Origin of the sequence: Methylobacterium sp. NPDC097929 (assembly GCF_049543375.1) — a bacterium.
Taxonomy (GTDB): Bacteria; Pseudomonadota; Alphaproteobacteria; order Rhizobiales; family Beijerinckiaceae; genus Methylobacterium.
On sequence record NZ_JBMVEP010000001.1, the window covers coordinates 1,587,456 to 1,609,253 of the forward strand.

Here is a 21,798-nt window from a genome sequence, read left to right on the forward strand (position 1 = left end):
CCCGGCGCCGCGATCACGTCGCGGGAGGTCGAACCCTGGCTCGCAGCGTGATGCGCGTCAGCTCGGAGGGAGGGCCCAACCGGAGGGCGAAGCCCGGCCAGAGCGCCGTGCCGTTGTTGACGTAGAGCGTCATGCCCCCGACCGCGTAGGCGCCCGAGACGAAGCCGCCGTTCGCCCGCGCGACCAGCCGGTCGAGACCCGCGACCATCCCGCCATGCGTATGACCGGAGAGCTGCAGGGCCACGCCCTTCGCGGCCGCCCTGGGGGCGCCCCTCGGCTGATGGTCGAGGAGGAGGACGGGGGCACGGGCCGGAGCGCCGGCCAGCGCCGCGTCGAGGTCGTGGGGCGGCTGGCCCGCATGCGCGGCCGAAAGGTCGGTCACGCCGGCCAGGACGAGCGCGTCGTCGCCGCGCCGCAGGACCGTGTGCCGGTTGGCGAGCACGCCCAGCCCCAACTCGGCATAGTGGCGCATCCAGGCCGCGTATTCGAAGAAGTATTCGTGGTTGCCGGGGATCGACCAGACCCCGTCGGGGGCGCGCAGATCGCGCAAGGGTTCGACGTCGGCGCGACGGGCCGCGAGGGACCCGTCGATCAGGTCGCCGGTGATGACGATGAGATCGACGCCCAGCGCGTTGGATCGCGCCACGACCTCGCGCGCCCAGTGCGCCGGGAACAGGCGGCTGAGATGCAGGTCGGTCAGCTGGAGGAGCGTGTAGCCTTCGAAGGCGGGCGGGAGGTTCTCGATCTCGACGGTCACGTCCTTGAGCGGCGGCACGCGCACGGCCTGCTGCACGGCGAACGCCGACAGGAGCATGGCCAGGCCGGCCTCGGCGTAGCGCCATCCCACGGGGATCGCCCAGCCCCCTCCGGGCACGAGCTTGCCGGCCAGCGCCACGAGATCGAGCGCCACCTGCATCGCCGCCAGCAGGACGATCGCGCCGAAGGCCCAGTTGAACAGGATGACCAGCGCGCGCGGGAACTCGGGCGAGAACACCGAGCCGGACGAGAGACGGCTCCACAGGTGGTACTGGGACGCGACGAGCAGGAGGACCGCGACGCCCGCCTTCACGGCGAACGGCCAAGGCAGCGGCCACAGCACCCGGACGACGACGTAGAGGCTGGGCAGACCGAAGATCAGGTGGAACATGGACCGTCCGGGCGGGGCGAGGGTCGGGGCGGCCGCTACGAGCGGGAACGGTCTCGGCGTGACGGAGGCCGCGACGACGCCGCGACCGGGTAGGCTGTCGGCGCCACGGCCAGGATCGGCCGCCACGTCTCGCTCCACGACGCCAAGGGTCCGGGATCGCCCCGGAAGGCCAGGTCGAGGAAGGCCAGCCCGCCTTCCGCGGTCGCCCGCTTCACCTGCGGGTTGAGCCTCGCCCCGCCCGTCAGCGCCCGATCGGTGAAGATGCTGTGCGACCCGCCCTGGAAGACCGCCAGCGCCTTCCGCGTCGTCCCGACCGCCTCGTAGACGTCGAGACGGTCCTGCACGGGCGAGCGCCGGCCCGGCAGCGCGATCACGTCCTCCGTCGCGGTCACGTGGAAGGTCGGCATGGCGACGGCCGCCAGCACGGCCTGCAGGTCGCGCTCGCCGTAGAAGGGCGGCGCCGAGATGACGATGCCGGCCTTGAAGCGCAGATCCCGACGGTCGAGCGTCCGCCCATCGCGGACGACGCGCGCGCCGCCGAGGAGCAGGGTCGTGTTGGCGCCGTAGGAATGCCCGGCGGCGACTATGCGCGCCCGGTCGATGGATGCGGCGAAGGCGCCGTCTCGGTCGAGAATGCGGTCGAGGGCAAAGCTCATGTCGGCAGCCCGGGCGATGGCCTCGCGCTCGTCCGCCGCACCATTCACGCGCTCGAGGATTTCGAACGGATTGCCGGCCCACACGCTGCCGTCGCTCCCGACGTGCTGCACGTGCAGGCTGGCATAACCGTTGGCCGCCCAGTGGCGCCCGAGATGGCTGTAGCCCATCCGCGACTGGCCGAGGCCGTGCGAGAAGACGATCAGGGGCATGGGCCCCACCGGTGTCGCCCCTTCGGGCGGCCAGTACAGGCGCGCCGGCACCCGACGGTCGCGACGGGCATCGACCCAATCCAGGTCGGCGATGCGGACGTCCTCGGAAGCCGCCTCGACGGGGCGGATCGCCCGTGTCGCCACGCCGGCCGCGAAACCGCCGACGAGCATGGCCCCGAAGCGACGCCGGCTGAAGCCGGGGCGCGGGCGTTCCTGATCCCTCAAGGGGGCCTGCCTTCTCAAGACGGTGGCGACAGCCACGCAAACCGATGGCTAAGCCGTTGTCGTCATGATTGCGGTGAGGAGGCGCACACCGCGTGCGTCCATGGTCACCGCGAAGCGGCCGATGGCGACCGCCCGCGATATTTCGGTCTGGGATCCGGCCGGCTGCGATCCGCCGGCCGGGAGCGATGCGCTCAGCCTTCCTTAAAGCCGTATTCCGGCACGCCCTCGTCGTTACCGTAATACTTGTACGGCAGGAACTTGCCGGAAAGGTTCATCTTCACCCGGTCGCCCTTGTTGTTGGGCTCGCGCTCCATCGTCATGTTGAAGTCGATCGCCGACATGATGCCGTCGCCGAAATCTTCCTGGATCAGCTCCTTCCAGGTCGTGCCGTAAACCATCACCAGCTCGTAGAATCGGTAGATCAGCGGGTCGGTCGGCGGCATCTGTGGAATCGAACCGCGATAGGGGGCCTCGTTGAGCATCCGTTCCTCGGCCTTCGTCAGGCCGAACAATTCAGCGGCCTTGGCGGCCTGGGCCTTGGGGAGCTTCATCTGGCCCATGCAGGCAGCGGTGATCAGGATCGGGGAGATGCCGCCGATCTCGTCTTGGATGTATTTCCAGGTCCAGCCCTTCTCGCGCTTGATGTCGAGCAGCTTCTCGGTGAGGTCTTCGCGCTTCATGCTTGGCTCCTGTTGATCGAGAGCTTTCAGGATCGTGGTCGGCCGACCGGACGCCGGGGGCATGACCTCCGGACGGCGATCCCGTCTCCGGCGGTTCGCCTGGGGGCGGGAGGGAAAAGGGGCAACTGCGTCAGGCGCGGCGCGGGGCCGGCTCGGTTGTTGCCGTGGCCGTGGCCGCGATCGCCTCGGCGTCGGCCTCGCTGAGGGAGGGGCGAACCACGAGCGGGTGACGCGGGTCGTAATCGGCCGGCATCGCGTCCCGCATCGTCCGGGAACGCGACACGAGGAAGTCGATCAGGTGGTTGCGGAGGGCGTAGTAGCCCGGCGCGTGGTGGAGCTGGGTGCGGTCGCGGTCCTTGGGCAGCGGATTCTCGACGATCTCGGCGACCTTCGCCTCCGGCCCGTTGGTCATCAGCACGATCCGGTCGGCGAGGTAGATCGCCTCATCGACATCGTGGGTGATCATGAACACGGTCTGCCCGGTCTCTACGCAGATCCGGCGCACCTCGTCCTGCAACGTGCCGCGGGTGAGCGCGTCGAGCGCCGAGAACGGCTCGTCCATGAGCAGGATCTTGGGATCGATCGAGAGCGCGCGCGCAATGCCGACGCGCTGCTTCATGCCGCCCGACAGCTCGGACGGCCGCTTGTACTCGGAGCCCGCGAGCCCCACCGTGGCGATCGCCTTCCTGGCCTTTGCTTCGATCTCGGCCTTCGGCGCCTTGCGCCAGCGCGACGAGACCGCGTAGGCGACGTTGCCGAGCACGGTGCGCCAGGGCAGCAGGGCGTGGCCCTGGAAGATCACCGCCCGGTCGAGGCTGGTGCCGGCGATAGCCTGCCCATCGACGATCACCGCACCCTCGGAGGGCGCCTCCAGCCCGGCCAGGATGTTCAAGACCGAGGTCTTGCCGCAGCCCGAATGGCCGATCATGCAGACGAACTCGCCGCGGCGCATCGGCAGCCACAGGTTCTCGAAGATCGTGGTCGTCTTGCCCCCCGGTGCCGGGTAGCGCCGGGCGATCCCCTCGATCGAGATGAATTTTTCGGAATTCGACATGCGGCCGGTCCCGGCGTTTGAGTCGGGAGCGGCGCCGGACGCGCGCCGCACGAAGGGGAGGAGCGTGCTCATCGGCGGCCTCATTCCGGGAAGGTGACGAGGGCTTGCGCGCGGGCGAGCAGCTGGTCGAGGACCATGCCGACGAGGCCGATCACGAGGATCGAGGTGATCACGTTGGTGATCGAGAGGTTGTTCCACTCGTTCCAGACGAAGTAGCCAATGCCGGTCCCACCCACGAGCATCTCGGCCGCGACGATGACGAGCCAAGCGATGCCGATCGAGATGCGCATGCCGGTGAGGATGGTGGGGGCGGCCGCGGGCAGGATCACCGTGAAGGCGCGCCGGATCGGCCCGACCTCCAGCGTGCGGGCGACGTTGAGCCATTCCTTGCGGGTCGAGGCGACGCCGAACACCGTGTTGATCAGCATCGGCCAGACCGAGCAGATGAAGATCACGAAGATCGCCGACAGGCTCGAATCCTTGATCGTGTAGAGGGCGAGCGGCATCCAGGCGAGCGGCGAGACGGGTTTCAGGATCTGGATGTAGGGGTCGAGCGCCCGGCTCATGAGCGGCGACATGCCGATGAGGAAGCCGACCGGGATCGCCACCAGCACGGCCAACCCGTAGCCGAGCGCGACGCGCCCGACCGAGTAGGCGAGCTGGATGCCGATGCCCTTGTCGTTGGGGCCCCGGTCGTAGAACGGGTCCTTCAGGTGGCCCCAGATGGTGGCCGCGACATCGAACGGCCCCGGCATCGCCGACTTGCCGGTGGTGGCGGTGGCCCCCATCAGGGCGGCGTATTCCGGGTCCATCGCCTCGGTCTTGGCGGTCCCGCTGACCGCGACCTGCCAGACGAGCAGGATCGCGGCGAGGATCGCCAGCGAGAGCACGCCGGCGCGGAGGTTGAGGGCGCGCGTCATGGCTCTAGCTCGCCCGCTTGATCTTGAAGGAGTCGAGGTATTCCTTCGGCTTGGCCGGGTCGAAAGTCTTGCCCATTACCGAGAAAGTCTTGCTAGTGGCCTCGGGTGGGGTGAAACCATCCTGCTTCATCAGTTTCGCGGCGTCGGTCGCGAGATAGACCTGGCGGGCGACCGCGGCGTAATCGACGTCACCCTTGAGCTGGCCCCAGCGCTTCATCTGGGTCAGGATCCAGACCGCGAAGGACTGCCAGGGGAAGGCGTCGAAATCGACCCGGTCGGGCACCTTGCGCACTTGCCCCAAGCCGTCCGCGAAGGTGCCGGTGAGCACCTGCTCGATGACGGTCAGCGGCTGGTTGAGGTAGTTCGCCGGCGCGATCGCGGCGGCGATCTCCTTGCGGTTCTCCGCCTTCGAGGCGTAGGCCGTCGCCTGGATGATCGCGCGCAGGAGCGCCGCGTAGGTGTTCGGCGTCTCCTTGATGAAGGCTTCCGAGGCCGCGAAGGCGCAGCAGGGGTGCCGGTCCCAGATCTCCTTCGACAGGATGTGGATGAAGCCGACGCCGTCGTAGACCGCGCGCTGGTTCACCGGATCAGGGGCGAGGAAGCCGTCGATGTTGTCGGCGCGCAGGTTCGCGACCATCTCGGGCGGCGGCACGGCGCGGATCTGCACGTCGGTGTCGGGATCGATGCCGGCTTCCGCGAGGTAGTACCGCAGCAGGTAGTTGTGCATCGAGTAGTCGAACGGGACGGCGAGCTTGAAGCCCTTCCAGTCCTTCGGGTCGCGCCTGTCCTTGTGCTTCATCGCCAGGGTGATGGCTTGACCGTTGACGTTCTCCACCGCCGGCATCGTGTAGGGCTGCGGGTTCGAGCCGAGGCCGAGCGAGATCGCGATCGGCATCGGCGCCAGCATGTGGGCGGCGTCGTATTCCTTGTTCAGGGTCTTGTCGCGGATCACCGCCCAGCCGGCGGTCTTCACCACCTCCACGTTCAGGCCCTGCTTCTCGTAGAAGCCCATGGGCTTGGCCATGATGATCGGTGTGGCGCAGGTGATCGGGATGAAGCCGACCTTCAGGTCGCTCTTCTCCGGCTTGCCGCTTTCCGCGAACGCCTCGGCGGCGAACTTCGTCGGAAAGAACTGGCTCACCGCCGCGAGCGCGGTGGCGGCGCCGACGCTCCGCAGGAAGGCGCGGCGCTCGGCGTCCTGCGGAAACAGCGCGCGCATCACCGCGCCCTCGACCGCCCGCTCCAGCGCGGCCTCGCCCGTCGGCGCGGCATCGTGTTCGGCCTGGCTCGCATGGGCGCCGCAGGAGCAGCTGCTGCGGGCGAGGCGACGTTTGACGTCGAAGGGATTGTCGAACAGGGCCATGGGCGCCTCGCGCGGTTCGGGACGCTCGAAGTGTGGCAAGGGATGTGCCAAGCGCGCAAATGAGCCAAAATCTCTACTCGTCAACGACTTGGCATGGTGCATAGAACTACGAAATCTCGTGTATCATGAGATTTCGTAGTTCAGCGACGAGATCTCGTGATGCCGGAGGCAGGGTGCGGCCCGGGAGCGGAGGCGGGCGCCGAGGCCATGCTGGTGCTCGATCCGGCTGGGGACCGGATCTTTGAGGCCAACGAGGCCGCAGCGCGCCCGCTCGGCACGCCGCGGGCGATGCTGCGCCGCATGGCGGCGAGCGCCCTGCATTCTGGGCAAGTGCCGGCGCTGATCGTGTTCACGCAGGGCGTCGAGGCCAAGGGGCGCCGGTGGACCCACAGCCTCACGCCCCGGCACGGGGCGGGCCGCGCCCTCAGCGTCGAGACCGTGGGCACGGTGCTGCCCGGCGGGCTCGTCCTCGTCACGCTGTTCGATCTCGACGAGCGCAGCCAGCGCCAAGTGGATCGCGAGGCCGATCGCCACATGCGCGCCGGCCTCTCGGAATGGCAGTGCATGGAGCGGATTTTTCGCGATATCGGGCGGGAGAACCAGCTGATCCTGCGTGCCGCGGGCGCGGGCCATCTACGGGGTCAACGCCGAGGGGGTGACGACCTTCGTCAACCCGGCCGCCGAGCGCATGCTGGGCTGGTCCGCTGCCGACCTCGTCGGCCGGGACATGCACGCTTCCGTGCATCACACCCACCCGGACGGCTGCCACCATCCGCACCGGGACTGCCCGATCTACGCGGCCTTCCGCGACGGGGCCGTGCATCAGGTCGATGACGAGGTGTTCTGGCGCCGCGACGGCACGTCGTTCCCGGTCGAGTACACCTCGACGCCAATCCGCGACCGCGGCGCGCTGGTGGGCGCCGTCATCGTGTTCCGCGACATCAGCCAGCGCCGCGAAGCGGACGAGCGGTTGTGGCAGGCTCGCGCCGAGGTCGTGTCGCTGCGCCAGCAGCTCGAACTGGAGAACACCTACCTGAAGGATGAGATTCGGGCTGGCAGCCACCATCAGGGCATCATCGGCCGCAGCCCGGCCATCAAGGTGATCCAGCGCCAGATCAATCTTGTAGGTGGCACCGATGCCACGGTGCTGATCACGGGCGAGTCCGGCACCGGCAAGGAGCTGATCGCCCGCGCGATCCACGAGGCCAGCCGGCGCCGCGACCGGCCGCTCATCCGCGTCAACTGCGCCGCGATCCGGCGGGAGCTGTTCGAGAGCGAGTTCTTCGGCCATGCCCGCGGCGCCTTCACCGGGGCGCTGCGCGACCGGGTCGGGCGCTTCGAACTCGCCGACGGCGGCACACTGTTCCTCGACGAGGTCGGCGAGATCCCCCTCGATCTCCGGGGCAAGCTCCTGCGGGTGCTGCAGGAACGCTCGTTCGAGCGCGTCGGCGAGGAGCGCACCCGCGCAATCGACATCCGCCTCGTGGCGGCGACAAACCGCGACCTGAAGGTGGAGGTGCGCCGCGACCGCTTCCGCGGCGACCTTTACTTCCGTCTCAACGTCTTCCCGATCGGCGCGACGCCCTTGCGCGATCGGCCGGAAGACATTCCCCTCATCGCCCAGCACATGCTCAGCGGCGCCGCGCACCGCCTCGGCGTGCCCGAGTCCCGCCTGACCGAAGGCGATGTCCGCCGCCTCGACCTGCTGGACCTCGACGAGGCCGGCCCGAGCGAAGCCGGCGCCGACGACGCTCCGGCGAGCGCCGCGCCCGGACACCGCCCGCGCACCGAGACCGAGCGGCGCGCCCGCGACCGGGCCGAGATCGTCAAGGCTCTGGCCCGGTGCGACGGCAAAATCTTCGGGCCGGGCGGCGCCGCCGAAATGCTCGGCCTGCGCCCCACGACGCTCGCGTCCCGCATCAAAGCCCACGGTATCAAAAGCTAAATTTTCCTGTATTTAAAAAAATATTAACATAAATAACTAAATTTCCGCTTCGAAGCTCAATCTCGAAGTCACACAAAATATTTCTGAAAAACGATTGCTCCAGTGTTGGTCCATGTCTCTGCAGATAGGTAGCGGACCGCAGGATCAGGCGGCTCAAGAGTGGAAACCGGGAGGTAGGCGGCCCGCCGGCCCCTACGCCTACTCGATTTGCAGCGCTGCGCCGCATTTATGTGAATGTCGGCAAGCGTCACCAAAGCGGGCGTGTATGCAGCGAACTTGGATTTATCCGGAAATTTCAATCATATACGTGTTCGCAGTTCTGTCCGAGCTGGAGCGCCATTCGTCTTTTATCTGAAGATACATCTTAATCATCAGCATCTCAGGCCTGCGGCCCAGGTGAGCCGGCGGCACAGCCGGTCTCGGCTTTGGCGCGCTTGATCCCGGACATGCGCTTGCGCCCGGTGCAGACCGGAAACGGGGAGCGCGCTTTGCAAATCGTCCTGAGACGGCTTATCCCAAGCTCGGCCGTATCAGCGACCGATTCCCCGAGGAGTTTGGATGACCATAGACAAGCAGCCCGATCGCACCGCCTCGCCGCTCGCCTTTGTCTCTGACCAGAACTACCCGAAAGATCTCGACCGTACGCCCGATCAACCTGTTGCCGACGAACAAGACAACGGCGACGAGTGCGCGAGGGTGACCACGCCGCCGACCAACACCTTCGAAGGATTCGGCTCCTTTTCGAGCTGACACCCTGAGGCCGCCTCCACGCTCCCCGGCGCAGGAGCCCGCTTCCCGGCCAGCCTCCGGAGCCCCGGGTGAGACAAGGGAGGCCGTCGGACGGGCAGACCGCCGCGATGCGTGCCCGTCCTGATCAAACCTGCTGCGGATGCGTATCCCCGCGGCAGCCCCCGTCGACAGGGGCCGGCCTCCGTTTCCATCGCACCGGCAGAGGCCTTCGAACGCGGGCGATGCCGTCGTCGCGGCGAAGGCGTGAAGCCTCTACTCGGCCGCCTGCGAAAATCCCTCGCCCGCGATCCAGGCGGCGAGGTCGGTCCGGGCACGGTCGGTCAGCGCCCGCTTCTTGAGCGCCGCCTTCTCGGGGCCGCGCAGGCGCCGGCCCGTCTCGTTGCGCGGCATCCGCTCCAGCGGCGGGAACAGCCCGAAATTCACGTTCATCGGCTGGAACGAGCGGGGCGCGTTCGCGTCCGCTTCCGCGCCGGCCTCGAGATGGCCGCCGGTGATGTGGCCGATCAGGGCGCCGAGCGCCGTGGTCGGGGGCAGGGGAGCGAGCGCCTGCCCGGCCGCTTCGGCCAGCGCGTAGCGGCCGGCCATCAATCCGACCGCGGCGCTCTCGACATAGCCCTCGCAGCCGGTGATCTGGCCGGCGAAGCGCAGGGACGGTCGCGCCTTCAGCCGCAGGGTGGCGTCGAGCAGCCGCGGGCTGTCGAGATAGGTGTTGCGGTGCAGCCCCCCGAGCCGGGCGAATTCGGCGTTCTCCAGCCCCGGAATCGTGCGGAAGATGCGGGTCTGCTCGGCGTGGCGCAGCTTGGTCTGGAAGCCCACCATGTTGAACAGGGTGCCGAGCGCGTTGTCCTGGCGCAGCTGGACGATGGCGTAGGCCTTCACGGTCGGGTTGTGCGGGTTGGTCAGGCCCACCGGCTTCATCGGCCCGTGGCGCAGGGTCTCGGGGCCGCGCTCGGCCATCACCTCAATGGGCAGACAGCCGTCGAAATAGGGGGTCGAGGCCTCCCACTCCTTGAACACGGTCTTCTCGCCCGCGATCAGCGCGGCGACGAAGGCCTCGTACTGCTCCCGGTCCATCGGGCAGTTGAGGTAATCCGCACCCGTGCCGCCGGGCCCCGCCTTGTCGTAGCGGGACTGGAACCACGCCTTGCCCATATCGATCGAGTCGCGGTGGACGATCGGGGCGATGGCGTCGAAGAAGGCCAGCGACTCCTTGCCCGTCAGGGCGCCGACCGCCTCGGCCAGCGCCGGGGAGGTGAGGGGGCCGGTGGCGAGGATGGTCGGGCCCCACGCCTCGGGCGGAAGCCCCGCGACCTCCTCGCGAACGAGGGTCACGTTGGGATGGTCTTCGAGCGCCGCGGTGACGGCCCGCGAGAATCCCTCGCGATCGACGGCGAGCGCCCCGCCCGCGGGCACTTGGTTCGCGTCGGCCGCGCGCAGGATCAGCGAGTTCAGGCTGCGCATCTCCTGATGCAGCAGGCCGACGGCGTTGCCGTTGGCATCGTCCGATCGGAAGGAGTTCGAGCAGACGAGTTCGGCCAGCCCGTCGCCCTGGTGGGCGTCCGTGCCGCGGGTGGGCCGCATCTCGTGCAGCACGACGGGCCGGCCGCCCTGCGCGATCTGCCAGGCCGCTTCGGAACCGGCGAGGCCACCGCCGACGATGTGGATCGGGTTCGTCATCGCCACGGGATAGAACCGCACGGGCCGGCGATCAATGCGGGCAGGGTCCGGCCTTTGGGCGCAGCCCTTCGCCGAGCGCCGCCCATGACCTATGCCGGTGACCTACGCCGATGGGCGCAGACGCGCCGATTCGGGGCCGACCCGGGAGCGGCGCGCGATCCCGCCCGAAGCCGTTCGAGGAACGGTGACCTTGGTCCAAGAACGGTGACGTGGCCGATGGAGCAGCGACAGACCGGGCGGGTCCTCATCGCCGGCGGCGGGATTGCCGGCCTCGCCGTGCGGCGCGCCCTGCACCGCCAGGGCATTTCCTCGCTCACCCTGGAGCGGCGCGGGGCGCCCGCGGATGGAGGGCTCGCCATCAACCTGCCGGGCAACGCCGTGCGGGCGCTCGGCCAGCTCGGACTGGCAGACGCCCTGCGCAGGGTCGGTTCCCCGGTCCGGCGGCGCGAGTACCGCACGGCGCGCGGCGGCCTGCTCTTCGCGGTCGACGAGGAGGCGTTCTGGGGCGCCGAGGCGCGGCCGCGCTGCCTGCGCCGCGCCGACCTCCTGCAGCTCCTCGCGGACGGCCTACCGCCGGACGATCTCCGGCGGGACTGCGCCGTCGCCGGGCTGCGGCAGGACGGGGCAAGCGTGGCGGTCGAACTCGCGGACGGCACGCGCGAGTCCGGCGGGCTGCTCGTCGGCGCGGACGGGGTGCATTCCAGGGTCCGGCACGCCCTGTTCGGCGACCAAGCCCTCGGCGCGGCGATGCTGGCCCCGGCGAGCTGGCGCTTCATGACGCCGAACCCCGGGATCGAGGCCTGGACGCTCTGGGCCGGGCAGGGCGGGCTGTTCCTGCTCATCCCCGTCGACCGGGGCGAGGCCTATGCCTGGGTCTCGGTCGCGGGTGCCGCCACGAGCCGGCCCGATCCGGCGCTCCTGCGCGCCGTGTTCGCCGGCTTTCCCCGCCCCGTCCGCGAGGCGCTCGACGCGGCGCTGGCCCGGCCGGAGACGATCCATCACGCGCCGCTGGAGGAGGTGCGCCTCCCGCAATGGAGCCGGGGCCGCGCCCTGCTCGCGGGCGATGCGGCCCACGCCACCGCGCCGGTCTGGGCGCAGGGGGCGGCGCTGGCGCTGGAGGATGCCCTGGTGCTGGCGGAGCTGCTGGCCGGACGGTCGGCCTGGCGCGGGATCGGACCGGAGTACGAGGCGCGGCGCCGGCCGCGCGTCGCGCATGTCCAGGCCATGACGGACCGGCTGTCGCGCACCGCCCGGCTGCCGGATTGGGCCAGACGCCTCGTCCTGCCCGTGGTCGGGCCGCGCAGCTACCGCGCGACCTACGGACCGCTGCGCGAGCCGGTCGTCACGCCGCCGGACGGGGCGTGACGCTCTGGCCCCCCGCCCGCGCGGGCCGCATCGGCCGCGGGCGGGCAGGACGGGCGGGCAAGAGGGGAGGGCAAGAGGGGAGGGACATCCGGCCCGGGGCGCCCGATCAATGCAGCCTCGGCCCCATCAGGAACCGGTCGCGGTCGACCGAGGTCAGCGCGAGCCGCAACAGGCGACCGTCCCGGTTGATCGTGAGCGGCACGCGCACGCCCGCCTCCCCCAGCGCCCAGACCTGGCGGAAGAAGCCGGCGAGGTCGGCGACGGGCTCGCCTGCCACCTCCGTCAGCAGATCGCCCGGGCGTAGGTCGGCGCTCTCCGCCGGCCCCTTCTCGGCGACGCCCATCACGACGACGCCGTCCTCGGTCTCCGTGGCGTAGAGGCCGAGCCAGGGGCGGGGCGGGCGGTCGGCCCGGCCGCGGGCCTCCAGATCGGCCAGGATCGGCGGCAGGAGTTCGATGGGCACGACCATGTTGATCGCCCGGCCGCCCCCCGAACCACCCTGCTGGAGCTGCAGCGAGCCGATGCCGATCAGCGTGCCGTCGGGGCCGATCAGGGCGGTGCCGCCCCAGTGGGGATGGGAGGGCGCGATGAACAGGGCCTCGTCGAGCACGTATTCCCAGTAGCCGGCGAATTCCTGCCGGGCGACGAGTTCGACCGCGAGGCTGTGCGAGCGCCCCCCCGCCCCCGCGATCACGGCGCGCTCGCCGATTTCGAGCACGTCCGAATGACCGAGGCTCATGGCCGGCAGGTCGAGGCGGCCGAGCGCCTGGACGAGGCCGAAGCCGGTCTCCCCGTCGTAGCCGACGACGTGGGCCGGCACGGAGCGCCCGTCATGCGTGGTGAGCCAGACGCTCTCGGCTTCGAGCACGAGGTAGCCGATGGTGAGCACGAGCCCGTCCTCGCGGATCACCACGCCGTTGCCGGCCCGCTCGGTGCCCAGGGTCTCGGCGGTGAAGGCCTCCGCCGGCACCCGGGTGGAGAGCGAGACGACCGAGGTCAGCGCGCGCTCCAGGTCGTAGGCGTAGTCGCCGGCCTTGGGCTGCAGGGCTGCCGGGATTCTGAATTCGCCTTGCGCGGACATGTTTCGAGCCCCTCCGATCCGCTCCGCCGCCCCTCAAGACGGTCCGCGAACGGAAACGCCGCGGGCTGCGCCCCCCGGCCGCCGAACCCGTTCCGGCGTCATCCCGACTCACATAGGCGGCACCGTTCCCGCCGACACCCGGCGCGAGGCGTCGCAGCCGCACTCCGTGCGCGGCGGCGGCGCGAGAAGGCAGAAGTCCGGGAAGGCAGAAGTCCCAAAAGGCGAAAGCCGCCCGGCCTTGCGGCCGGACGGCTTCGTTTCGTCGCGGACCGGGCCGCCGCAAGGCGCCCCGGTTCCGTTCGGATGGTCCCGATCAGTACTGGTGAAATCAGTACTTGCGAACCAGCGGGGCCGGGGCCGGAGCCACGGCAGCGGCCGGGGTGTAGAGCGGGGCGATGATGCGGAACCAACCGTCGGTGCTCTCGCGAACACCGACCGAGGTCACGACGTCGCGGGCGACGTAGGCCTGGACCGAGAAGGGTCCGAAGTCGTAGCCGATGAGGCCGCCGAGGGCGAACCGGCCACCGCGGCCGATGCGGCTGGTCGGGTCGTTCACGAAGGCGAGCAGGTTCGGGTCGAGGTTGACCGTGCCGTAGCCGATGGCGCCGATCTCGAACTTGCCGAACTTCTTGGTCGCGGTCAGGTCGAGGTTGAACGCGTCCGAGATCTGCACCGGGCCGAAGAAGCCGGGGATGCCGTTGCGGCCGGAGAAGCGGCTCGGCGAGTCGTAGAAGTTGTAGGTCAGGTTGGCGGTCAGGTTCCAGCCGTCGCCGGTGTAGCTGACGGCACCGCCGACGCGGTAGGTGTTGGAGGCCAGGATGTTCAGACCGCCGCCGCGACCGGCATTGAGCTCGTTGAGGTAGGAACCGCCGAGCAAGCTGACGCCGATGTTGCCGCCGAGGTCGAACGCCCAGATGCCGCCGACGAAGGTGCCGACGTTGATCGAGGTGTCACGGCCGCCGGCAGCGCGGCTGAAGGTGAACACGGTCGGCGGGGCGACGAGCAGCTCGAGGCGGCCGCCGAGCGGAACGTACGGGGTGGCCCACACGAGCACCGGAACGTTGACGGCGGTATCGACCGAGAGGGCGTCCGGGCCGTCCGGGCTACGATAGGTAAAGGTGTTGATGGCATACACGCCCTCGGGGAGCGGCGCGCCGGTGGCGAGACCGACCTGCTCGCCGGGAACCGTGGTCGTCTGGGCCTGGGCGACGGTCGTCGTCATTCCGGCCGTGAGCGCGATCGCGCCCGCGGCGAGCCAGTTCTTCATCATTTTCTCGTTCCTTCCCAAGGATTTCAGGCGTCCGCCCCGTAGCCCCCACACCTCCTGCCTCCCTTGCTCCCCAGAGCGGGATGGCCGGGCCGGTGCCGGTGCCCCCTTACGGCCGCACCTCAAGTCTCGACGTCGGGAACTATTCTACAGACCGACCGCGAATGACAGGGGATTGCCTTCAATCTCGGCAGTTCCAACCCTACCGTTGCGCAAAAGCCGCATTTTTGCTGCGGAGCAACCAAACCGTTAATGCTTCCTTACCATGCTTTACGCAGGTCTCCTTCGGCTCCGAGGCACGGATGTCGGTGAAATAGTACATTGCAATCAAGCCATTGCACGTCACGACCGCCCAGGACGCTTCGGCAGGCAGGGCGGGGCAGTTGCGCAACCGCGAAGGGCGCTTGGCCTCCGGATCGCGCCGTCCCGGCCCTGCCGGCGCCCGGGACGGGGTGGCCGGGGAGGCCGCGTGAGCCGAATCGGCACAACGGCCCGCCGCGCCCCGGGGTCGAACCGGGGATGCTGCTCTCGCGATCAGGTTGTACCGGCCCGCGCCGGGGCGTGGACTACTCGGCCGCCTGCCGCCCCCGGCCGGTGGCCGAACCCCGGCGGCCCGGGGCGGTCGCCTTCGATCCGGGTGCCGACTTGGAAGGCACCTTGGAAGGCGCTTTCGGAGCCACCTTCGAGGATGTCTTTGCGGCCCCCTTGGCGACCCCCTTCGCCGCTCCCGCGGCGGGGCGCCGGGCGAGCACCTCGCGCAGGAAGCGTCCGGTGTGGCTCGCCGTGCTCGCGGCGATCTCCTCGGGCGTGCCCTGGGCCACGACGCGGCCGCCGCCGTCGCCGCCCTCGGGACCCATGTCGATCACCCAGTCGGCGGTCTTGATGACCTCGAGGTTGTGCTCGATCACCACCACGGTGTTGCCCTGGTCGACCAGTTCGTGGAGCACCTCCATGAGCTTGGCGACATCGTGGAAGTGCAGGCCGGTGGTCGGCTCGTCGAGGATGTAGAGGGTGCGGCCGGTGGCTCGCTTCGACAGCTCCTTTGAGAGCTTCACCCGCTGCGCCTCGCCGCCCGAGAGCGTCGTCGCCTGCTGGCCGACGCGGACGTAGTGCAGGCCGACCCGGGCCAGCGTCTCCATCTTTTCGCGAATGGACGGCACGGCCTTGAACAGGTCGGCGGCCTCCTCCACCGTCATGTCGAGCACGTCGGCGATGGACTTGTTGCGGTAGCGCACCTCCAGCGTCTCGCGGTCGTAGCGCTTGCCCTTGCACACGTCGCAGGTGACGTAGACGTCGGGCAGGAAGTGCATCTCGATCTTGATGACGCCGTCGCCCGAGCAGGCCTCGCAGCGCCCGCCCTTCACGTTGAACGAGAAGCGCCCGGCCTGGTAGCCGCGGGCCTTGGCCTCGGGCAGGCCGGCGAACCAGTCGCGGATCGGGGTGAAGGCGCCGGTATAGGTCGCCGGGTTCGAGCGCGGGGTGCGGCCGATCGGCGACTGGTCGATGTCGATGACCTTGTCGAGATGCTCCAGCCCCTCGATCCGCTCGAACGGGGCGGGGTGCTCCAGGGCGCCGTTCAGCCGCTTGGCCGCCGCCTTGTAGAGCGTGTCGATCACGAGCGTCGACTTGCCGCCGCCGGAGACGCCGGCGATGCAGGTGAAGGTGCCGAGCGGGATCTGCGCGGTCACGTCCTTCAGGTTGTTGCCCCGCGCGCCGACCACGGTGAGCATACCCCGGCCGGGATCGCGCCGGGCCTTGGGCGTGTGCACCGACAGTTCGCCGGTCAGATACTTCGCGGTGAGCGAGGCCGGATCCTTGAGGAGTTGTTCCGGCGTGCCCTGCGCGACGATCTCGCCGCCGTGGATGCCGGCACCCGGCCCGACATCGACCACGTAGTCGGCCTGGAGGATCGCGTCCTCGTCGTGCTCGACCACGATCACCGAGTTGCCGAGATCCCGCAGGCGCTTGAGCGTGCCGAGCAGGCGCTCGTTGTCGCGCTGGTGCAGGCCGATCGAGGGCTCGTCGAGGACGTAGAGCACGCCGGTGAGACCCGAGCCGATCTGCGAGGCGAGGCGGATGCGCTGGCTCTCGCCGCCGGACAGCGAGCCCGAGCCGCGGGCCAGCGTCAGGTATTCGAGCCCGACATCGACGAGGAAGGTCAGCCGGTCGCGGATCTCTTTCAGAATGCGGACGGCGATCTCGTTCTGCTTGTCGGTCAGCTTCTCCGAGATCTCCGAGAACCAGCGATGGGCCTCGCGCACGGAGAGCGCGGTGACCTCGCCGATGTCTTGGGCGGCGATCTTGACCGCGAGCGCCTCGGGCTTGAGCCGCTTGCCGCCGCAGGCGGCGCAGGGCGTGGCGCTCATGAAGCGCCCGATTTCTTCCCGGCTCGCGTCGCTCTCGGTCTCCTTGTAGCGCCGCTCCAGGTTCGGGATCACGCCCTCGAACGGCTTGTTCACCGCGTAGGCGCGCAGGCCGTCGTTGTAATCGAAGCGCACCGATTCCTTGCCCGTGCCGTAGAGGATCACCTCGCGGGCGCTCGCGGGCAGGGCCGACCACGCCACACTGGTCTTGAAGCCGAAATGGCGGCTGAGGGCGTCGAGCGTCTGGTCGTAGTAGGGCGAGGTCGATTTCGCCCAAGGGCCCACCGCGCCGCGCTTCAGGGTCAGCGCGGGATCGGAGATCACCAGTTCGGGGTCGATCCGCATCTCGTGGCCGATGCCGCCGCAGGTCGGGCAGGCGCCGAACGGGTTGTTGAACGAGAACAGCCGCGGCTCGATCTCGGGAATCGTGAAGCCGGAGACCGGGCAGGCGAAGCGCGACGAGAACGTGATCTTCTTCGGGGTTTCCCCTTCCGGCGTGTCGGCGAACTCGATGTCGGCGATGCCGTCGGCCAGTTCGAGCGCGGTCTCGAAGGAATCGGCCAGCCGGCTGGCGATGTCGGCGCGCACGACGATGCGGTCCACCACCACGTCGATGTCGTGCTTGAGCTTCTTGTCGAGCTTCGGCACGTCGTCGATCGGATAGTACTCGCCGTCGATGCGAAGCCGCTGGAAGCCCTTCTTCTGGAACTCGGCGATTTCCTTGCGGTACTCGCCCTTGCGGCCGCGCACCACGGGCGCGAGCAGGTAGAGCCGCGTCTTCTCCGGCAGCGCCAGAACCCGGTCGACCATCTGGCTGACCGTCTGGCTCTCGATCGGCTCGCCGGTGGCGGGCGAGTAGGGAATGCCGACCCGCGCCCAGAGCAGGCGCATGTAATCGTAGATCTCGGTGACCGTGCCGACGGTGGAGCGCGGGTTCTTCGAGGTGGTCTTCTGCTCGATGGAGATGGCCGGCGAGAGCCCGTCGATCTGATCGACGTCGGGCTTGCTCATCATCTCCAGGAACTGGCGGGCATAGGCGGAGAGCGACTCGACGTAGCGGCGCTGCCCTTCCGCGTAGATCGTGTCGAAGGCCAGCGACGACTTGCCCGACCCCGACAGGCCCGTGAACACCACGAGCCGATCGCGCGGGATCGTCAGGTCGACGTTCTTGAGATTGTGCTCGCGGGCCCCGCGCACGGAGATGACGCGGGTGTCGCGCGCGCCTGCACCGCCGGCCGCGTCGAACAGGGCCGAGAGCTGTGCGTCGGTCCGTTCCTCGGCCTTTCCCTTGGACTTGGCCGCGGTCTCAGGCTTGCGGGCTTTGGCTTTGGCCATGGACGACAAATTCTCTGCGACGATCCGGGCGGCCCAGTTGCGGCGCCCTCGTTTTCTGCTCGGGCGGGCAACGGGTGTGCCGCGCGGGAACAGTATCCGGGGACGGAGATGGGTTCCGGGCGGCGCGAAACCACTAGAACGGAACAGGTACGACGGCAATGCCGGCCTGTCGCGCCCGCAACGCCCTGCTCGAATGGGCCGGATCGCTTCCCGTCCGAGAGCCGCCGGAGGGCGGGTTCGGCTGCGCAGATTCCGATCCGATCGGCGCCCAAAAACGCGCCACCCGCCGAAACAAGCATCAAGCAACGCCACCGATACGTTAGGCTCGATTTAAGATAAAGATCGCTAGAGTTGGTCAAACATCGATCAGAGCAAAGTATCTCTGCCGTAGAATACGCTCGGGGGTTGCATGAACGACTTGTCCCTTGCCGACGTCGTCGGTGCGTCGGCGCAGGCCCTGAAGTCCAGGGCCTCTTCCAACCTCGGCGCCATCCAGTCGATCGCCAACCGCATGAAGCTGCTGGCGCTGAACGCGCTCATCGAGGCGGCCCATGCCGGCGAGAAGGGAGCGGGCTTCTCGGTCGTCGCGCAGGAGGTCCGGACCGTCTCGACCGAGGTCGAGACGCTGGCCACAGCTCTGAAGGCGGGCCTCAGCACCGGCGTGGACGACCTCACCGAGGCCGTCGCGCGGCTCACCGGCGAGGCGCGCGCGACCCGCTGCGTGGACCTCGCCCTGAACGCCGTCGAGCTGATCGACCGGAACCTCTACGAGCGCACTTGCGACGTGCGCTGGTGGGCGACCGACGCCGCCTTGGTCGCCTGCGGCCGGGATCCTTCGCCGGAGAGCGCGGCCTATGCCGGCGAGCGGCTCGGGGTGATCCTGTCGGCCTACACGGTCTATCTCGATCTCTGGCTGTGCGATCTTCAGGGCCGGGTGATCGCCCATGGCCGCCCCGACCCCTATCCGGACGTCCTCGGCGCGCAGGTCGAGGCCGAAACTTGGTTCCGGGACGCGCTCGCCCTGCGGAGCGGCGACGCCTACACGGCGGTCGACGTGCGGACCGAGGCACGCCTGGGCGGCGCGCAGGTCGCCACCTACTGCGCGAGCGTGCGGGAGGGCGGTCGCCCGGAGGGGGCGCCGCTGGGCATCCTCGCCATCCATTTCGACTGGCAGCCGCAGGCCCGCGCCATCGTCCAGGGCGTCCGGCTGGGCGCGGGCGAGCGGGAGCACACCCGCGTGATGCTGCTCGATGCCCGCAACCGCGTGATCGCCTGCTCCCGGGACGAGGGGGTGCTGAGCGAGATCTACCGGCTCCGCACCGACGGCCGGTCCCAGGGTCACTACCGGGATAGGGACCGCCTCGTGGCCTTCCACGACACCCCCGGCTACGAAACCTATGCGGGCCTGGGCTGGCGCGGCGTGATCGAGCAGCGGATCGAATAGCCTGCCGTGACGGCACCGAAGCTATTCGATCCGCGAATTGGCTCTGATCAGCACTGAGATGATGAAATCGTAGCGTATCTGCCCCAAATTTGAGCAACGCATCTCCAGCGAAATCTTTACTTTACGTTCGCCTTCCATGGTCCGGCCGCAACCCGTCCGGATCGTTCCGTCATGAAACTGCCCTCTTCCCTGCGCGCCCGTATCGTCACGGTGGCGCTGATCCCCTGCCTCGCCTTCGGTGCCGCGGCGGGCGTGGCGGTCGCGGAGCGGGCGGAGCAGGGCCGTGCCATGGCCCGGACCGAGGAAGGGGTCGGCCTGTCGGTGCGGATCGGCGCCTTCGTGCACGAGGCGCAGAAGGAGCGCGGGGCCTCGAGCCTCTATCTCGGATCGAAGGGAAGCCAGTTCGCCCCGGAACTCGCCGCGCAGCGCGGGCTGACCGACGCCGCGCGGACGGCCCTCCTCGCCGGACTCGATGCCGCCGGGGACCGCTCCGCCCGGGCGACGGCCCTGCGCGCGCGGCTCGCGGAGATCGACCGGCACCGCGGCGCGGTCGATCGGCTGGAGGCCTCGGTGCCCGCCAACCTCGCCCTCTATTCCGGCGTCATCGCCGAGGCGCTCGGCGCCGTGCGCGCGGTGGCGCAGGTCTCCGCCGACCCCACCCTCGGCGCCCGGGTCTCCGCCCTGTCCGCCTTCCTCTCGCTCAAGGAATTCGCCGGCCAGGAGCGGGCGGCGGCCTCGGCCCTGTTCGCCGCGGGCACGATCGATCTGGCGGGCCTGCGGCGCCTCGCCGGGCTCGCGGCGGATCAGGCGACCTTCGAGGGGCTGTTCCGGGCCGCGAGCCCGGCCGGGGACGTCGCGGCGCTGGAGAGCGCCAACGCCGCGGAGGCCGCCCGCGAGGTCGCGCGCATCCGTGCGCTCGCGCTCGACACCGCGCCGGGCCAAGTGCCCGCCTTCTCCGACGCCAAGGGCTGGTTCCGGCTCGCCACCCAGCGCATCGACGGATTGAAGGCGATCGAGGACCGGCTGACGGCGGCCCTGGCGCGGGACGCGGCCGCGGCCCGGTCGCAGGCCGAGCGCGCCGTCGCGCTCTGGGCCGGGGCGGCGCTCGCCACCCTGCTGCTCTCGGCGGCGCTGGCCTTCGGCCTCGGCTCGGCCATCGCCCGCCCCTTGAGCCGGATGGCGCGGGCGCTGACCGCGATCGGGCGCGGCGAGACCGAGGTCGAGATCCCGGTGAAGGGCCCGAGCGAGCTGCGCGCCATCGCCGCGGCGGCGGTCGCCTTCCGCGACAGCGTGGCCGAGCGCACCCGCATCCGCGCGGCGCAGGAGCGCGGCGCCGAGGAGGAGAGCGCCCGCCGCCACGCGGCGATGATGGCGGTGGCCGACGGCTTCGAGGCGCGGGTCGGCGGCATCGTCGAGGCGGTCTCGGCGGCCGCCCTCCAGTTGGAGGCCGCCGCGCGGGGGATGAGCGCGGCGGCCGGCGAGACCTCCGCCTTGAGCGCCTCGGCGGCCGAGGCTTCGGCCCAGGCGGCGCGCTCCTCCGACGGCATCGCCGCCGCCACCGAGGAGCTGTCGGCCTCGATCCGCGAGATCTCCGCGCAGGTCGGCGCCTCGGCCCAGGCGGCCGGCGCCGCCGAGGAGGAGGCCGGGCGCACGGCGGGCGAGGTCGCGCGCCTCGCGGAGGCCGCGGACAGCATCGGCCGGATCGTCGGGCTGATCTCGGAGATCGCCGGGCAGACCAATCTCCTGGCGCTCAACGCCACGATCGAGGCGGCGCGCGCGGGCGAGGCGGGTCGCGGCTTCGCGGTGGTCGCGGCGGAGGTGAAGGGGCTGGCCGCACAGACCGCCCGGGCCACCGAGGAGATCGCGGGGCGCATGGCGGAGATCGAGGCCGCCACCGGCGCCTCGGTCTCGGGCATCACCGGCATCGCCCGCACGATCCGCGACCTGTCGCGCATCTCGAACGACATCGCCGCCGCGGTCGAGGAGCAGGGCGCGGCCACCGCCGAGATCGCCCGCACCACGGCCGAGACCTCGGCGGGAACCCGGCGCGCCTCGGACGACGTGGCGGGCGTGGCCCGCACCGCCGACGACGCGAGCAGCGGCTCGGCCCAAGTGCTCGGGGCGGCGAGCGACCTCGCCCGCCAAGCCGCGGCGCTGCGCACGGAAGTCGGCGGATTCCTGAATCAGGTTCGCGCAGCCTGAAGCCGGGTTTCGAAAGGGCGGGCCCTACTCACAGGGTCCAGGGCGGAGCCCGGGTTGAAGGCAACTCGGGGCGCTGCCCCGAGACTCCGCCAAAGGGATGATCGCTTCGGAATC

The 21,798-nt window shown here is 69.9% G+C and carries 14 protein-coding genes and 1 pseudogene; 5 read left to right on the forward strand and 10 right to left on the reverse strand.

Going from position 1 to position 21,798, the window contains the following annotated elements; genetic code table 11:
* Positions 1–13: 13 nt before the first annotated feature.
* The 6 genes from ACPCJR_RS07490 to ACPCJR_RS07515 form a co-directional block, all read right to left on the reverse strand.
* Positions 14–1,147, reverse strand: coding sequence for a metallophosphoesterase (locus tag ACPCJR_RS07490; protein ID WP_391511324.1), 1,134 nt, complete (start codon positions 1,145–1,147; stop codon positions 14–16).
* A gap of 35 nt (positions 1,148–1,182) precedes the next feature.
* Entirely contained in the window at positions 1,183–2,184 is a 1,002-nt protein-coding gene (locus ACPCJR_RS07495; RefSeq protein WP_391511648.1) for an alpha/beta hydrolase family protein, read from the reverse strand.
* A 245-nt stretch (positions 2,185–2,429) separates the two neighbouring features.
* Complete coding sequence (gene cynS / locus ACPCJR_RS07500) at positions 2,430–2,918, reverse strand: cyanase (protein ID WP_391511323.1); 489 nt, start codon at positions 2,916–2,918, stop codon at positions 2,430–2,432.
* A gap of 130 nt (positions 2,919–3,048) precedes the next feature.
* Positions 3,049–4,044 (reverse strand): ABC transporter ATP-binding protein, encoded by a 996-nt coding sequence (locus tag ACPCJR_RS07505; protein WP_391511322.1) that lies wholly within the window; start codon positions 4,042–4,044, stop codon positions 3,049–3,051.
* Positions 4,045–4,052: 8 nt separating this feature from the next.
* The gene (gene ntrB, locus ACPCJR_RS07510) at positions 4,053–4,892 is read right to left on the reverse strand and encodes a nitrate ABC transporter permease (RefSeq protein WP_391511321.1); all 840 of its coding nucleotides are present in this window, start codon (positions 4,890–4,892) and stop codon (positions 4,053–4,055) included.
* Positions 4,893–4,896: 4 nt separating this feature from the next.
* A complete protein-coding gene (locus ACPCJR_RS07515) occupies positions 4,897–6,255 on the reverse strand; it encodes a CmpA/NrtA family ABC transporter substrate-binding protein (protein WP_391511320.1) in 1,359 nt (452 codons plus the stop codon).
* A gap of 207 nt (positions 6,256–6,462) precedes the next feature.
* Between ACPCJR_RS07515 and ACPCJR_RS07520 the strand changes: the two are divergent.
* Together ACPCJR_RS07520 and ACPCJR_RS07525 are read left to right on the forward strand one after the other, a co-directional pair.
* A pseudogene (locus tag ACPCJR_RS07520) lies at positions 6,463–8,200 on the forward strand (sigma 54-interacting transcriptional regulator).
* A gap of 558 nt (positions 8,201–8,758) precedes the next feature.
* On the forward strand, positions 8,759–8,950 hold the full coding sequence (locus tag ACPCJR_RS07525) for a hypothetical protein (protein WP_391511319.1): 192 nt from the start codon (positions 8,759–8,761) through the stop codon (positions 8,948–8,950).
* A 252-nt stretch (positions 8,951–9,202) separates the two neighbouring features.
* On the opposite strand, the gene trmFO is transcribed toward ACPCJR_RS07525, so the two are convergent.
* Positions 9,203–10,627 carry a methylenetetrahydrofolate--tRNA-(uracil(54)-C(5))-methyltransferase (FADH(2)-oxidizing) TrmFO gene (trmFO, locus tag ACPCJR_RS07530; protein WP_391511647.1) on the reverse strand — a complete coding sequence of 475 codons (1,425 nt, stop codon included), beginning with the start codon at positions 10,625–10,627 and terminating at the stop codon, positions 9,203–9,205.
* A gap of 216 nt (positions 10,628–10,843) precedes the next feature.
* Between trmFO and ACPCJR_RS07535 the strand changes: the two genes are divergently transcribed.
* Entirely contained in the window at positions 10,844–11,992 is a 1,149-nt protein-coding gene (locus ACPCJR_RS07535) for an FAD-dependent monooxygenase (RefSeq protein ID WP_391511318.1), read from the forward strand.
* A gap of 106 nt (positions 11,993–12,098) precedes the next feature.
* On the opposite strand, the gene ACPCJR_RS07540 is transcribed toward ACPCJR_RS07535, so the two are convergent.
* The 3 genes from ACPCJR_RS07540 to uvrA all read right to left on the reverse strand — a co-directional run bounded on the left by ACPCJR_RS07540 (position 12,099) and on the right by uvrA (position 18,038).
* Entirely contained in the window at positions 12,099–13,073 is a 975-nt protein-coding gene (locus ACPCJR_RS07540) for a S1C family serine protease (RefSeq protein ID WP_391511317.1), read from the reverse strand.
* Positions 13,074–13,401: 328 nt separating this feature from the next.
* Positions 13,402–14,343, reverse strand: coding sequence for a transporter (locus ACPCJR_RS07545; protein ID WP_391511316.1), 942 nt, complete (start codon positions 14,341–14,343; stop codon positions 13,402–13,404).
* A 563-nt stretch (positions 14,344–14,906) separates the two neighbouring features.
* Entirely contained in the window at positions 14,907–18,038 is a 3,132-nt protein-coding gene (uvrA, locus tag ACPCJR_RS07550) for an excinuclease ABC subunit UvrA (RefSeq protein WP_391511315.1), read from the reverse strand.
* Between the two features lie 409 nt (positions 18,039–18,447).
* On the opposite strand from uvrA, the gene ACPCJR_RS07555 reads away from it, so the two are divergent.
* Both ACPCJR_RS07555 and ACPCJR_RS07560 read left to right on the forward strand, forming a co-directional pair.
* Positions 18,448–19,482 carry a methyl-accepting chemotaxis protein gene (locus ACPCJR_RS07555; protein ID WP_391511314.1) on the forward strand — a complete coding sequence of 345 codons (1,035 nt, stop codon included), beginning with the start codon at positions 18,448–18,450 and terminating at the stop codon, positions 19,480–19,482.
* A 171-nt stretch (positions 19,483–19,653) separates the two neighbouring features.
* Positions 19,654–21,684: a methyl-accepting chemotaxis protein gene (locus ACPCJR_RS07560; RefSeq protein ID WP_391511313.1), complete on the forward strand. Its 2,031-nt coding sequence runs from the start codon at positions 19,654–19,656 to the stop codon at positions 21,682–21,684.
* The last annotated feature ends 114 nt before the right edge of the window (positions 21,685–21,798 follow it).